The organism is Plantactinospora solaniradicis, assembly GCF_042658085.1.
Classification (GTDB): Bacteria; Actinomycetota; Actinomycetes; order Mycobacteriales; family Micromonosporaceae; genus Plantactinospora; species Plantactinospora solaniradicis.
On record NZ_JBHSPR010000060.1, the window covers coordinates 85986 to 100355 of the forward strand.

11 protein-coding genes are annotated in these 14370 nt (G+C 71.5%); 5 read left to right on the top strand and 6 right to left on the bottom strand.

Features of this window, described 5'->3' with window-relative positions:
• The first annotated feature begins 19 nt into the window (after nucleotides 1–19).
• The 4 genes from ACFP2T_RS40035 to ACFP2T_RS40050 all read left to right on the top strand — a co-directional run bounded on the left by ACFP2T_RS40035 (nucleotide 20) and on the right by ACFP2T_RS40050 (nucleotide 4975).
• Nucleotides 20–1420, top strand: coding sequence for a PQQ-dependent sugar dehydrogenase (locus tag ACFP2T_RS40035; protein ID WP_377431827.1), 1401 nt, complete (start codon nucleotides 20–22; stop codon nucleotides 1418–1420).
• Between the two features lie 213 nt (nucleotides 1421–1633).
• Entirely contained in the window at nucleotides 1634–2269 is a 636-nt protein-coding gene (locus tag ACFP2T_RS40040) for a PIG-L deacetylase family protein (protein ID WP_377431829.1), read from the top strand.
• A gap of 7 nt (nucleotides 2270–2276) precedes the next feature.
• On the top strand, nucleotides 2277–3590 hold the full coding sequence (locus ACFP2T_RS40045) for a polysaccharide pyruvyl transferase family protein (RefSeq protein ID WP_377431831.1): 1314 nt from the start codon (nucleotides 2277–2279) through the stop codon (nucleotides 3588–3590).
• A complete protein-coding gene (locus tag ACFP2T_RS40050) occupies nucleotides 3590–4975 on the top strand; it encodes a Coenzyme F420 hydrogenase/dehydrogenase, beta subunit C-terminal domain (protein WP_377431834.1) in 1386 nt (461 codons plus the stop codon). Before ACFP2T_RS40045 ends, ACFP2T_RS40050 begins: the two co-directional genes overlap by 1 nt.
• On the opposite strand, the gene ACFP2T_RS40055 is transcribed toward ACFP2T_RS40050, so the two are convergent.
• From ACFP2T_RS40055 to ACFP2T_RS40075, 5 genes are all read right to left on the bottom strand, one after another.
• Complete coding sequence (locus ACFP2T_RS40055) at nucleotides 4972–6318, bottom strand: glycoside hydrolase family protein (protein ID WP_377431836.1); 1347 nt, start codon at nucleotides 6316–6318, stop codon at nucleotides 4972–4974. The genes ACFP2T_RS40050 and ACFP2T_RS40055 overlap by 4 nt on opposite strands.
• A gap of 259 nt (nucleotides 6319–6577) precedes the next feature.
• On the bottom strand, nucleotides 6578–7663 hold the full coding sequence (locus tag ACFP2T_RS40060; RefSeq protein ID WP_377432381.1) for an AI-2E family transporter: 1086 nt from the start codon (nucleotides 7661–7663) through the stop codon (nucleotides 6578–6580).
• 230 nt (nucleotides 7664–7893) lie between these two features.
• On the bottom strand, nucleotides 7894–10077 hold the full coding sequence (locus tag ACFP2T_RS40065) for a hypothetical protein (protein WP_377431838.1): 2184 nt from the start codon (nucleotides 10075–10077) through the stop codon (nucleotides 7894–7896).
• 191 nt (nucleotides 10078–10268) lie between these two features.
• Nucleotides 10269–11531 (bottom strand): coiled-coil domain-containing protein, encoded by a 1263-nt coding sequence (locus ACFP2T_RS40070; RefSeq protein WP_377431841.1) that lies wholly within the window; start codon nucleotides 11529–11531, stop codon nucleotides 10269–10271.
• Between the two features lie 177 nt (nucleotides 11532–11708).
• On the bottom strand, nucleotides 11709–12689 hold the full coding sequence (locus ACFP2T_RS40075; RefSeq protein WP_377431843.1) for a TIGR03621 family F420-dependent LLM class oxidoreductase: 981 nt from the start codon (nucleotides 12687–12689) through the stop codon (nucleotides 11709–11711).
• Between the two features lie 136 nt (nucleotides 12690–12825).
• Between ACFP2T_RS40075 and ACFP2T_RS40080 the strand changes: the two genes are divergently transcribed.
• Nucleotides 12826–13752, top strand: a complete 927-nt coding sequence (locus ACFP2T_RS40080) for a phytanoyl-CoA dioxygenase family protein (protein ID WP_377431846.1) — start codon at nucleotides 12826–12828, stop codon at nucleotides 13750–13752.
• A gap of 27 nt (nucleotides 13753–13779) precedes the next feature.
• On the opposite strand, the gene mce is transcribed toward ACFP2T_RS40080, so the two are convergent.
• A complete protein-coding gene (mce, locus tag ACFP2T_RS40085; RefSeq protein WP_377432383.1) occupies nucleotides 13780–14256 on the bottom strand; it encodes a methylmalonyl-CoA epimerase in 477 nt (158 codons plus the stop codon).
• Nucleotides 14257–14370 lie beyond the last annotated feature (114 nt).

The window sequence follows — 14370 nt, forward strand, 5'->3', positions numbered from 1 at the left end:
CCGGAGCAGGGGGGTAGCCATGTCCAGAACGAGACTCCGCGCGACCGCGTACGTCCTGGCGGCGTTTCTCGTCGCCACCGGGACGGTGGGAGGCGATCCCGCGCGGGCGGCCCTGCCTCCGGGCTTCACCGACGTCGTGGTCTTCAGCGGCCTGACCCAGCCCACCAAGGTCGCCTTCTCGCCGGACGGCCGGGTGTTCGTCGCGGAGAAGAGCGGGATCATCAAGGTCTTCGACAGCCTCACCGACTCCACCCCGATCGTCTTCGCCGACCTGCGCCGGCAGGTCTACGACTACTCCGACCTGGGCATGGTCGGCCTGGCCCTGCCGCCCGGCTTTCCGACCCGGAATCCCTGGGTCTATGTCAGCTACACCTACGACGCCCCGATCGGCGGCACCGCACCGAGATACCACGACACCTGCCCGGCAGCGAACCGCTGCCTGGCCAGCGCCCGGGTCTCCCGGCTCGTGATCAGCAACGGGCAACTGGTGGAGCGGGTGCTGCTGAACGACTGGTGTCAGCAGAGCAACACCCATTCGATCGGCGACATCGTGTTCGCCCGGGACGGCACGCTGCTGGTGGCCGGCGGGGACGGCGCCTCCGGCAACGCCGTCGACTACGGCCAGCTCGGCAACCCGACCAATCCGTGCGGGGATCCGCCCGCACCGGTCGGCGGGGTGATGACCCCACCGACCGCCGAGGGCGGGGCTCTGCGCGCCCAGGACGTCCGCACCCCGGCCGACCCGACCGGGCTGTCCGGCACGTTGATCCGGGTACATCCGACCACCGGCCGGGCTCCGGGGGACAACCCGTTGGCGTCCAGCCGTGATCCCAACACCCGGCGGATCGTCGCGTACGGGTTGCGTAACCCCTTCCGATTCGTCCTCCGGCCCGGCACCGGCGAGGTCTGGCTCGGCGACGTCGGCTTCCGTACCTGGGAGGAGATCGATCGACTGCCCAACCCGCTGGCCAGCCCGGTCCGCAACTACGGCTGGCCGTGCTACGAGGGCGCCGGACAGCAGCCCAACTACCGGGCCGCCGGGCTCGACCTCTGCCGTACCCTCTACGCGGCACCGCCCGGCACCGTCACCGCCCCCTACTACGCCTACCAGCACAGCCAGGCGGTCGTCCCCGGCGACGGCTGCCACGTCCCGGACGGGGCGATCACCGCGCTGGCCTTCTACCCTGCGGCCGGTGGTTATCCGACCAGATACCGGCGGGCGCTGTTCTTCGCCGACTACGAGCGGGGCTGCATCTGGGCGATGCGGGCGAGGGCCAACGGTCTGCCGAACCCGGCGGCAATCGACCTGATCACCGCTAATGCCGGTGGGCCGGTCGATCTCGTCGTCGGTCCCGGCAACGAGGTCTACTACGTGGACCTCACCGGTGGCACGGTGCGGCGACTGCACTTCGGCGGATGAAGGCCGGCATGTCGCCTCGTTGTCGGACTGTTTACTGAAGCTGCCGCGCTGCGCCGACCGCTGGCTAACGTGACGCGCAGGCGGGCGGGCTGCCGCGCCGGTATTCCGATCGTATCGGGGTAGGTGGGGCATGACCGATGCCGTATGTCGGCTGCGTGCGGCGGTGACCGAGAATGCCGACCTCTTCGGCAACTCCTGTGTGTGGATCGGCTGATGGTGCCGTTGCGCCTGTCGGCGGTCGGTTCGGTGGTGCTGCTGGGGGCGCATCCAGACGATATCGAGATCGGTGCCGGCGGGCTGCTGCTCGCCCTCGGCGACGTACCCGGGCTGCGGGTGCACTACGTGCTGCTCACCGGTTCACCGGCCCGGCAGGCCGAGGCGCGGGCCGCGGCCACCGCCTTCCTGCCCGACGCACGGCTCAGCTTCGCCCTGCACGACCTGCCGGACGGCCGGGTACCGGCCAGGTGGGCGGAGGCGAAGCAGATCGTCGACGCGGCCGCCTCGGCGCTCGCCGCCGACCTGGTGCTGGCGCCCAGCCCGGACGACGCCCACCAGGACCACCACACACTCGCCGCGTTGGTGCCCACGTCGTTCCGGGACGCGACGGTGTTGTACTACGAGATCCCCAAATGGGACGGGGACCTGGGTCGGCGCAACGTCTATCTGCCGCTGACCGAGGAGCGGGCCCGCCGGAAGGTCGAGTTGCTACACGCGAACTATCCGTCCCAGAAGGCGCGGGACTGGTGGGACGACGAGGTGTTCCTCGGGCTGGCCCGGCTGCGGGGAGTGGAGTGTCGGTCCCGGTACGCCGAGGCGTTCCGGTGCGAGAAAGCGGTGATCGAGCCATGATCCAGTCATGACCGAGACTTCCGGCCGGCCCGCGCTGTCGGCCTGTCTGTTCGGGGTGCCCGGGGCGAACCTGAACCTGGGCGTCGGCGCGCTGCGGGCGGCGACCCTGAGCGGGCTGCTGGCCCGGGAGCCGGGCGCCGACGTCACGGTCTTCGACGACGGCTGGGGGCAACGCCGGGGGCACGCCTTCGTGGCCGGCTCAGCGGTGCCGATCTCGTTGGCCGGTGCCCGCCACTCGCGCCGGTACCACCGCCCGGAGTCGTACCTGAACATGCGGATCAGCGCGGCGCTGGGTGGGCTCGGCAACGCCGGCCTGGCCCGGATCGACGCGGCCGACGTGGTGCTCGACGTCAGCGGCGGGGACAGCTTCAGCGACATCTACGGCGAGCACCGGTTCCGGACCGTGGCCTGGCCGAAGCGGTTGGCGCTGCTGCGCCGCCGCCCACTGGTGCTGCTGCCGCAGACGTACGGGCCGTTCCGGTCGGCCCGGCTCCGGGCCGAGGCGGCGGCGCTGGTCCGGGGCGCCACGATGGCCTGGGCGCGGGATCCGGAGAGCTTTGCCGCCCTCGCCGACCTGCTCGGCCCCGACCTCGATCCGGCACGCCACCGGCAGGGCGTGGACGTGGCCTTCGGGCTGGAGCCGAGGGTGCCGGACGAGCCGGCGTACCAGCGGTTGACCGGGTGGTTCGAGGCCGCGCCGGGGCCGGTCGCCGGAATCAACGTGAGCGGGCTGATCACCCGACCGCAGGGTCGATCCCAGTTCGGGCTGGCCGGTGACACCCATCGGGTCGCCGCCCGGCTCTGCGAACGGCTGCTCGACCAGCCGGACACCCGAGTGATCATCGTGCCGCACGTGCTCACCCCGAACGGGACCGACGACGACCGGGTGGCCAGCGAGCGGTTGTACGCCGCACTCGCCGCGCGGTACGGCGACCGGGTCGCCCTCTCGCCCTCCGGCCTGGATCCGCACCAGACGAAGTGGGTGATCTCCCGGACCAGCTGGTTGTGCGGAATGCGGATGCACGCCACCATCGCGGCGCTCTCCTCCGGGGTTCCGGCGGCGGTGGTCGCGTACAGCGACAAGGCACGCGGGGTGTTCACGAGTGTGGGGCAGCGCCGGCACGTCGCCGACGCCCGTCGACTGCCGGACGACGACCTGCTCGCCGCGCTCTGGGAGTCCTGGACCGATCGGGCGTCCGCTGCCGCCGAGTTGGCGGTGCGTACGCCGGTCGCGGTCGATCGCGCCGCCGCCCAGATGGACGAGTTCGTCGCGGTGGCCCGGGCCGAACGGGTCCGGCGCGGCGCAGTCGGGGCGCGGTGATGCTCCGGCCCCGGACCGTGCACGACGTCGCGTCCGGCAAGCTCTGCACCGGTTGCGGGGTCTGCGCCTACCTGGCCCCGGACGAGGTGCGGATGGTCGACGTACTCGACCACGGCCGGCGTCCCCTGCCGATCACGCCACTGCGCACCCCGACCCGGGCCGGCGACTCGGGTGCGGCGGCCAGCGGTGGCGCGGCGGCGGCGCTGGCCTGCTGTCCCGGGGTACGGCTGGAGCACGAGAGCGCCCGACCGGGACCCGGCGAGATCGCCGAGCTGCGGGGTGCCTGGGGACCGGTCCGGGCGATCTGGGAGGGGTACGCCGCCGACCCGGAGATCCGGTACGCCGGCTCCAGCGGCGGCGTCGCGACCGCACTGGCCGGCTACTGCCTGACCGGCGCCGGAATGGCAGGGGTGCTGCACATCGGCGCGCGGGCCGACGTGCCGTACCTGAACGAGACCCGGCTGTCCCGGACGCCGGCCGAGTTGCTGGCGAACGCCGGCTCCCGGTACGCGCCGGCCAGCCCCTGCGACCGGCTGGACCTGATCGAGACGGCCGAGGCGCCGTGCGTCTTCGTCGGCAAGCCCTGCGACGTCGCGGCGGTACGGATGGCCCGGCAGGTCCGGCCGGAACTCGACCGCCGGCTCGGCCTCACCATCGCGATCTTCTGCGCCGGCACCCCGACCACCCGGGGCACGCTGGAGATGCTGACCCGGCTCGGGGTGCCCGACCCGGCGCGGCTGGAGTCGGTGCACTACCGCGGGGCCGGCTGGCCCGGCCAGGCGCGGGCCCGGCTGACCGACGACCCACCGGGTCGGCAGCGGGAGTTGAGCTATGCCGAGTCCTGGGGCGACATCCTCCAGAAGCACCGGCAGTGGCGCTGCTACCTCTGCGCCGACCACACCGGCGAGTTCGCCGACGTCGCGGTCGGCGACCCGTGGTACCGGCCGACCGGCGACGACCCGGGGCAGTCCCTGGTGCTGGCCCGCACCGAGCGGGGCGTACGGCTGGTCGAGGCCGCCATCGCGGCCGGTGCGCTGGTGCTGACCCCGGTGGCCACCGGGATCCTGCCCGCGTCGCAGCCGAACCTGCTCCGGGCCCGGGGAGCGGTCTGGGGCCGGCTGACCACGCTGCGGCTGGCCGGTCTGATGGCGCCCCGGCTCCGGCACCTGCCGATGGCGGGCATCTGGTGGCGGCACCTGTCGATCGGGGAGAAACTGCGGTCGACCGTCGGCACGCTGCGCCGGATCGGGCGCAAGCGGCTGCGGGAGCCGGCGAACCTGGTCGCGTACCAGCCTCCGGAGGTCGCGTACCAGCCTCCGGAGCAGGCGGGACCAGGGGTTCCGTACCGGCCGCCGGCCCAGGCCGGGTCGGCGGATCCGCACTAGACCACCGGCAGCCCGGTGTCGAAGTAGACATTGGTGGCCCGTTCCCAAATCACGCCGGGGCGGTTCCAGCCGGACACCACTCCGAACCGGAAGTCGCGGCCGTACTTGTTCCGGCGGAAGATGATGTTGGAGCCGATCAGCCGCGGGCTGATCCCGATCGAATAGTTCCCGCCGTTGCAGTAGTTGTCCTCGACCGTCATGTTGGTCAGCGTGGGGCTGGTCTCCGAGCCGATCGTGACGCAGGAGTTGAACGGATCCCTCGTCACCGGGTTGTACGACAGCAACGTGTTGTGCCGGACGATGATGTTGGTGCCCCCGGTGCTCTGCAGGATGTCGTTGTGTGAACCGGCGACCCGGGCCAGGCTGTGGAGGTACGAGTCGAAGATCCGGGTGTTGGTGGCGAGCCGGGGCCCGTCGATCATGTTGTAGACGTTTCCCCGCCGCAGCGTGTAGTCGCTGCAACAGATCGAGGCCGAGTTCTTCGCCATTCCGTTGATCTCGACGTCCTGGACCAGCAGGTTGGTCGTCCCGGGCAACGTCCGGATCGCGTACGTGGTGCTGCTACAGGTGATCTTCGACCGGAGGATCTGCACGTTGGCGGCGGCCACGGTGATGCAGCCGACGATGTTCAGCCCGGTCACGATCTGCCCGGCGGTACGCAGGCTCAGCGAGCCCGAGTTGCGCAGCGCGGTACCGGCCGGCACCCCGGTGTTGACCGCGCTGGGCCAGTACGTGATCGGCGTCGGTGGCGCCGCCGCGGGCGCGTACGGGGGCTCGTCCCGCATCTTGTCGGCGTCAGGGTCGGGTGTCGGAACCGGACCGATCGGGCTGCGCAGCTCGCCGCCCGGGTACGGCTTCCCGTCCTGTTCGGACTCCACGATCGTGGCGGTGTTCCGTTCGGTCTGCCGGAACGCCTGGCGGCAGCCGTTCACCCGGACCCGCAACGCCGAATAGCCGCCCGGCCCCACCCCGTCGGTTCCGGCCGAGGTGCACTGGATCACTGTGTCCTCGATCAGGGTGCCGATGACGCCGGACCTGATCGTTATCGCCGCACCGCCACCGCCGGTGCGTACCTTCACCCGTCGGATGGTGACGTTGTCGGCCGCCACCTCGATCGGCCGGTTGACGGTCTGGCCCCAGAGGACTCCGGCGGGCTGGTCCAGGACCAGCGGCGCGGCCCGGACCGGTGAGCCCGCGAGGGTGACCACCAGGTAGCCGCTGGTGGCGAGGACGATGAGGGTGAGGGTGAAGGCTCCGGCGAGCAGGGCGCGACGTCGGTTGCGGCCTCGCTGGCGGGCGAATTCCGGCTGCTCGATCGGCGGTGCGACGTTGGTGTCGGTCACGGCTACCCCCCACGGGCGCGTTACACACGGGCATGGGCCGCAGCTCGAGCGCAACGAGGTCTGCCCACCGCCGATTCGGCCGTATCGCGCCGACCCGCTCCGGTCGGCTTGATCGCTACGATTCGAACACTTCCCTGGTCAGGAGGGGTGCGATTCGGATCGTTCCGATCTGTTGGCCGTGAACGAATACTACAAGCCGTATCGAAGGGGTTACTATTCTCGATTCAGACGGATTGTGGACAGAAGTTGCTGGTCAGGCTCAGCGGAGCTGCTGCCGGGGCAGTACCACCTCACGCAGCACCAGTTGGATCGCGGCCACCGCCGGGATGGCCACCAGTGCGCCGATCACCCCGAACAACGCCACCCCGAGCAGTGCCGCGACGATCGCCGCCACGTCGTTGACCTGGACGGACCTCCGCATCACCCGGGGGTAGATCAGATAGTTCTCCACCTGCTGGTAGATCAGGAAGAAGACCGCGCAGGCGATCCCGGTCGGCACGTCGGCGGCGAAGCCCACCAGACTGATCACCACCGCCCCGATGGTCGCGCCGATCTGCGGAATGAGGTCGCAGATGGCCACCACCACGGCGAGCGCGAACGGGTACGCCAGGCCGACGACGATCGCGAAGACGAACGTGCTCACCCCGGCCAGCAGCGCGATGGCCAGCGCCCCCACCATGTACGCGCCGACCTTGGCGAGGATCGCGTCCCCGATGCGCCGTACCCGGTCCCGTCGGGTGGCGGGGACCAGTCCGTACCCGAGGTCGCGGAGCCGGTCGAAGGTGGCCATGAAGTAGATGGTCAGCACGATCACGGTCACGATGTTGAAGACCGTGCCGAAGATGAACCCGGCGGCCCCGAACACCCCACCCAGGGCCCGGGTGATGTTCTCCGTGGTGGCGGCCGAATTGATCCGACCCGCGAGGTCGTACTGGACGATCAGGTCGTTGACGGTGCCGTTGCGACGCAGTTGCGTGACGTAGTCGGGTACCTGTTCGATCAACTCGCCGGTCTGGCTGACTATCGGCGGGACCAGCGCGTACACCGCGCCGGTGATGATCGCGAGCAGGGTCAGTGTCACCGCGGCCACGGCGACCCCCCGGGGCATCCCCCAGGAGCGCAGCCTCACGACCGCCGGGTGCAGCCCGATCGCCAGGAAGAGGGCGATGAAGACCAGGACCAGCACCGAGCCCGCGTTGCGGACCGCGAGAAACAGCGCGTACGCCACCAGCACGCCCAGCCCGCCGGTGAGCCCGACCAGGAAGGGGCTGAGCCGCAGGGGTCGCCCGGGCTGGCCGAACTGACCGGCGCCGCCGGCCAGCGGATGTCCCGGGGTGGGGCCCAGCTCGGTCGCGTCGTCGGTCGACGCCGACTTCTCCCCGCCGGGGTCCGTCGCGGTGCCGGCCGCCGCCGGTCCGGCAGCCGATCCGCCGTTCCCGGCAGCCGCCTGCTCGCCGTGCACCGCCCGCTGCTCGCCGTCCACCCCGAACCTCCCGACCGATCGCCTCGGCAGAGGTTAGCGGGCGGTCGCAACGCCTCGCGAGAGCACGTCTCGGGGGCCGGGCCGGGTCCGGATCAGTCCGAGTCGACGCTGACCTTGTTCGACTTCGTGCCCTGGTCCTCGACGGTCGGCTTGCCGCTCCGCTTGCCGGAGTCGCCGGTGCTTGTGATCTTGGTGGGCATCGGCTCGCGGCCACCGGTACCCGGCACCGCGGCCACCGTCGGTTCGCCGTCCAGCCCGCCGTCCACACCGCCGGTCACCGGCTCGGTCACCCGGGTCGACCCGGACCGGCCATCGTCGGCCCGGGTGTCCGTGACGGTCTGTTCGGCGGCCGCCTCGACGAGCTGCTGCATGTCGGCCTCGGCCTGGGCCAACTCCTGCTCGGCGTGCTGGGCCGACTGCTCCGTACCGGTCAGCCGGTCCTGCTCGCCGGCCAGTTGCTCGCGTGCCGTGGCCAACTGCCGCTGGATCCGGTCGGACTCGTGCCGGGAGGCCACCGTCTCCTGCCGGATGTCGGCGAGCGCCTGCTGCGCCGCCGCGATCTCCTGCATGACCTCGGCCAACTGCTGCCGTCCGGCGACCGCCTCCTGCTGGGTGCTGGCCAGGTGCTGCTGGGTGGTGGCCAGGTGCTGCTGCGCGGTCGCCATGTACTCCTCGAACTGGCGGCGGGACGTGGCGGCCTGCTCCTCCGCCTCCCGGTGCAACTCGGCGAGGCGCTCCTCGGCCTCCCGACGGATCTCGGCGGCCTTTTCCTCCGCCTTCGCCCGGACCTCGGCGGCGTACTCGTCGGCCTGCCGGCGCACCTCGTCCGCGCCACCCTCGATCTCCGCGCGCCGTTCCTCGTACGACTGCTCCAACTCCGCCTGCCGCTGCTGGAACTGCTGCTCCAGTTCGGATTGCCGTTGGGCGTACTCGCGGTCGGCTCCGGCCCGGTAGGCGGCCAGCTCCTCCTCCAGCGCGGCCCGACCGGCGCTGAGCTCCTCCTCGGCGGCGGTTCGCTGGGCGGCGATCTCCTGCTCGGCGGCGGTGGTACGCCGGTTCACCTCCTGCTCGACCCCGGCCCGCCAGGCGCCCAGTTCCTGCTGCGTCTCCGCGCGGATCTTCTGGGCATAGTCCTCCACGTCGGCCCGGGAGCGCCGGACGAACTCGGCGGTCTCCTCGTTGATCCGCTTCGCCTCCTGCTGGGCCTTGGCGTGTGCGGCCTGCCCGGCCTCGCGTAGCTGGGTCGCCTCGTGCTTGGCCTTCGCGTGCAGGCCCTCGCCGGCCTCGCGGAGTCGGGTGGCCTCCTGCTTGGCGAGCTCGACCACCCGGTCGGCCTCCTGCGCGGCCGCGTCGGTGAGCCGCTGGGCCTCCTGCTGGGCCTTGACGTGTGCCGCCTGCCCGGCCTCGCGGAGCCGGGTGGCCTCCTGCTGGGCGGCGTCGCGCAACCGGTTGGCCTCGTGCTGGGCGGCGTGGCGGAGCCGCGCCGACTCCTGCCGGGCCCGCTCGACGACCTGCTGGGTCTCCCGGTCGGTCCGCTCGGTCAGCTCCTGGGTCTCCCGGGCGGTCTGCTCGGTGAGCCGGGTCGCCTCCTGCTCGGCGGTGTCCCGGAGCTGCTTCGCCTCCTGCAGGGCCTTGGCGTGTGCCGCCTGGCTGGCGTCGCGCAGCCGGTTCGCCTCCTCGGCGGCACGGTTGCGGAGTTCGGAACTCTCCTGCTGGGCCTTTACGAAGGCGGCCTGTGCGGCCTCGCGGAGCCGGGTCGCCTCCTGCGCGGCGGCGGCGACGGCGGCGTCCGCCTCGGCCCGCCGGGCCGTGTTGACCTTCTCCTCCTCCGCCCGCCGGGCGGTGAGGGCCAGTTCGAAGTCGCGGAGCGCGTCGGCGGCCTGCTGGCGGGCGTCCTCGAGGACCTGGTCGGCCTCGGCCTTACGCGCCTCGATCTCGTGCGACGCGTCCCGCGCGATGGACTCGGCCTGCTCCTCGGCCAGGGTCAGGATCTGTTCGACCACCGGACCCAGGTGCCGGAAGGAGGCCCGGTCCACCACGCCGACCTGCCGACGTACCGCCATGAGGTCGCGCTGCAACACCTCGACCTGGCCCGCCAGGTTGTGAATCTGGCTGTACGCGTGCTCCCGCTGGGCTGCCAGGGTGGCGATATCGTTCTCGGCGCGAGCGACGTACCGGTCCACCTGCCCCTTATCGTAGCCCCGAAAGGCCGGCTCGAAGCTCGGCTCCGTAGCCACGTCCCCGTTCAGGGCAAACAGTTCCTCGCCGTGCGACATGCTCCCATCCTCACACGGGCCGCCCGGTTCTGCGGCGATACCCGGCGCCGCTGATGGGACGAAGCTCACGGGTAATGACAATGCCCAACCTACCGGACCTACCGGTGGACAGCACTCAGGGCCGTACCGGAAACCCGGTACGGCCCCGGCCGTGCTGCTGCCCCGCAGTCCGACCCGTGACCCTGGACGGCTCAGCCGGCTGCGTCGGCGGTGACCCGCTCCTCTGAGTCGTCCTTGTCGGCGGCCGGCTTGGCGGGCTCGGCCTTGGCCGCCGCACCCACACCGGGAACGATGCCGGCCAGGCCCGAGAGCATCTGACCGAGCTGCGAGGTGACGGCGTCCTTCTGTCGGGTGAGGTCCTCGACCTCCCGGCGAGCCGCCTGCGTGGTCAGGTCCGCCTCGGTACGTGCCTCGCTGAGCACCCGGTGCGACTCCGCGCGGGCCTCGTTCAGGGTCTTGTCGGCCAGGTTCTTGGCCTTGTCGATGGTCTCGGCGGCGGACCGCTCCGACTCCACCCGGCGGGCCTCGGCGCGCTGCTCGATCTCCTTGGCACGGTCCTGTGCGGCCCGGGCACGCTGCTCGGCCTCGCCGACCAGCTTCTGGGTCTGGGCCACCTGGGCGGCGTGCCGCTCCGACTCCTCGCGCTCGGCCTTCTCCCGGCGCTCCGCCAACTGGAGTTCCAACGCCTGGAGGTCCTTGTCCCGCTTGTCCCGGGCGTCGGTGAGGAGCTTGGTGGCCTCGGCGCGCTTCTCCTCGGCCTCCCGGGCAGCCTTGGCGCGCTGCTGGGTGATCTCCCGCTCGGCGGTGGCCCGCAGGGTGGCGACCTCCCGCTCGACCGTGGACTTCAACTCGGCGACCTCGTGCGCGGTCACCGTACGGAGCTGCTTGGTCTCGCGCTCGGCGTCGGCGCGCAGGGTGTCCGCCTCGCGGCGGGCCTGCACCCGTACCTCGGCGGCCTCGCGCTCGGCGGCGGTACGGACGCTGCCCGCCTCCCGCTCGGCCGAGGCCTTCATCGCGGCGGCCTCGGCGCGGGCCTTGTCGGTGATCTCCCGAGCTTCCAGCCGGGCGGCCGAGAGGATGCCCTCCGACTCGCGCTTGGCCTCGCTGCGGTGGTCGTTGGCCTGCTCCTCGGCGAGCCGGAGGATCTGCTCGACCCGGGTGCCCAGGCCGGACAGGGTGGGGCGGTTGTTCTCCTCGAGTTGCTTGTTGGTGTCGGTGAGTTTCTGCTCCACCGACGCGAGTCGCTGCTCGGCCTGGCGGAGCCGACGCTGGGCGTCGTTCATCCGTTGTTCGGCCTCTGCACGGCCCTGTTCGGACTGGTTCAGTGCCGCTGTCAGCCGGCCGAGATGACTGTTGACCTGCTCACGGTCGTAGCCGCGCAGAGCGACTGTGAAGTCTGGCTGCGAGTTCGCGTTGTCGAAGAACGCGAGAGGGGAGGACTGCTGCTGGGGCATTGGGACATACTTGCAGACTCCCCGGGGTCCTTCGCAAGAGCCGGCCCGTTCTATCGCGTGCCGTTCACAAGGTCAACTCAACTCGCCGGACGGCCGTACCTTTTCCGATGTCGCCGCCGGCCGCGATCGCGGTGTCGGCCGGTCACGACCCGCCGTCGCCACGGTGTGACGGTCGGTTCATCGTCCGGCCAGCCGGGCCACTATCGGCGCGGCCGCGTCCAGGTTGCCGCCCAGGTGCAGGTAGTTGACGCCGTACCGCTCCCGGATCGCGAGGAGCCGGTCGACGCACTCGTCGACGCTGCCGTGCAGCACCGACGGCGAGGAGGCCAGCGCGGCCGGGTCGGCGAGCCGGGCGTGACTGGAACTGGCCCGGTGCTCGACGCCACGGTGCACCACCCGTACGTCGAACATCCGCAACTGGAACTCCAACGTGGCCGGGTCGCGCCCGGCGGCGACCGCGGCGTCCCGGGCCCAGGCAACCTTCCGGGCGAAGCGCTCCGGGCTCATCTCGTCGACCGCGGCGAGCGGGTCGACGTCCGGGGCGAGCCGCGGATTGACGCCGACGATGTCGGCACGCCGGCCGGCCAGTTCGAGGATCCGGCGGCTGCCGCCCCCCACGAGTAGCGGCGGATGGGGCCGCTGCACCGGCTTCGGCAGCCCGTCCAGCTCGGCGACCTGATAGTGCCGCCCGGCGAAACTGACCGGCTTGTCCCCGAACAGGCCGAGGAGCACCTCGATCGACTCGGCCAGCCGCTCGACGCGTACCCCTGGCGGGTCGAACGGCAGACCGGCCGCGTCGTGGTCGGCGCGCAGCCAGCCGGCACCGAGCCCGACCTCGACCCGGCCGCCGGAGAAGACGTCGAGGTTGGCCAGTGACTTGTGCAGCAGCACCGGATGCCGGAAGTCGTTGCAGAAGACCATCGCCGACACCCGGAGCCGGGTGGTGGCCTCGGCGGCGACGGTCATCGCCACGAGCGCGTCCATCGCCCAGCCGCCGGTGAAGTGGTCGGAGATCGAGACCGAGCTGAAGCCGAGGTCCTCGATCCGGCGGATCTCGTCGCGCCAGCGGGAGACCGGTCCGTCGAGCGCGGGCATGGACGTGGTGAACCGGAACGGCCGTACCGGCACGGACCGCGCGGCGGACTGCTCGGGGGACATCGTCCGACCCTATGTGGCCCGGATCTCGGGGGCGGCCTTCCGTGACCGGCTCGTCGCGCTTTGTGAAGTCGGATTCGCGACACGGGTGCCGGCCGGACCGCACGGCCGCTTCCGGGGCCGTCGGACGCGGCCTACCGTGACCGCTGCGCAGACCTACCGGGAGCTACCGCAGGAGGCCGCAGTGACGGTGCTGCACTTCGACTCGCCGATGTCCGACGACGAGCGCCGGGAGCGGCTCTTCGCCGGAGACCTGTTCGTCTACTCACCGACGCCGCACTCGATGGCGCTGGTCGCCTTCGCCCGGGAGATGGTCGAGACGGCGTTCGCACCACACTTCCCACCGGACGCCCAGCACCACCTGGCCGGTCCGGACTACGTACGGGTGCTGGCCGACCTCAAGCCGAGCTTCATCAACCATCCGCGCAGCGCCGAACTCGTCCGGGGCATGCTCTCCGACCTCGGGGCGGATCCGGCGCAGACGTACTTCGACGTCCCCCGGCTCCGCACGATGACCAGCGAGTACCTCAACGCCGGCCTGACCCTTCAGTTCGACTCCCACCGGGACACCTGGTTCTCCGCGCCGATGTCCCAGCTGAACTTCTGGATGCCGGTGTACGACGTGGTGGAGTCCAACGTGATGGCCTTCCACCCGAGGTACTTCGACACCGGGATCCCGAACAGCTCCCGGGACTACAACTACGCCGAGTGGGTGGCGCACGGGCGGACCAGCGCGGCCCAGCAGGTGCACACCGAGACCCGCAAGCAGCCCGCGGCCCTGCGGGACCTCGAACCGGAGCCGGACCTGCGGGTGGTCACGCCGCCCGGCGGCGTCCTGCTCTTCTCCGGCGCCCAGTTGCACAGCACCGTGCCGAACACCTCGGGCCGGACCCGGTTCTCCATCGACTTCCGGGCCGTCAACCTCGGGGACGTCCAGGCTCGGGCCGGCGCCCGCAACGTCGACTCGGAATGCACCGGCACCACCCTCGGCGACTTCCTGCGGGCGACCGACCTGGCACCGCTGCCGGCCGAGCTGATCGAGGCGTACGACACCGTGCCGGCCTGACCGGCGACCTCGTCCACCCCGCCGGGCTCATCCCTCCGCTGGTCCCTTCACGGGTCCGTTCGCAGGTCCCTTCGCGGGTTCGACCAGTTCCACCAGCACCCCGCCGGCGTCCCGGGGATGTACGAAGTTGATCCGGGACCCGGCGGTGCCGCGTCTCGGCGTCTCGTAGAGCAGGCGTACGCCCCGGTCGCGTAGTGCGGCACAGGCGGCGTCGACGTCCGCCACCGTGTACGCCACCTGCTGGACGCCCGGCCCGAACCGGTCCAGGAACTTGGCGATCGCGGACTCCGGGGTCAGCGGTGCCAGCAGTTGTACGCAGCCGCCGGCCGGTGTCGGGCCGACGCTCAGCATCGCCTCGCGGACGCCCTGCTCGGTGTTCGTCTCGGTGTGCACACAGCGCATCCCGAAGACCCGCTGGTAGAACTCGATCGCGGCGTCGAGGTCGGAAACGGCCACCCCGACATGATCGATGCCGAGCAGGCCGATCCCCGTGAGATCGCCGATCCCTGTGCCATCGTCGGTGCCTGTGCCATCGTCGATCCGTGTGCCATCGTCGGTGCCTGTGACATTGTCGGCAGCGGGCCTGACCGAGGCGTCGTCGTCCACCACGCTAGTCTG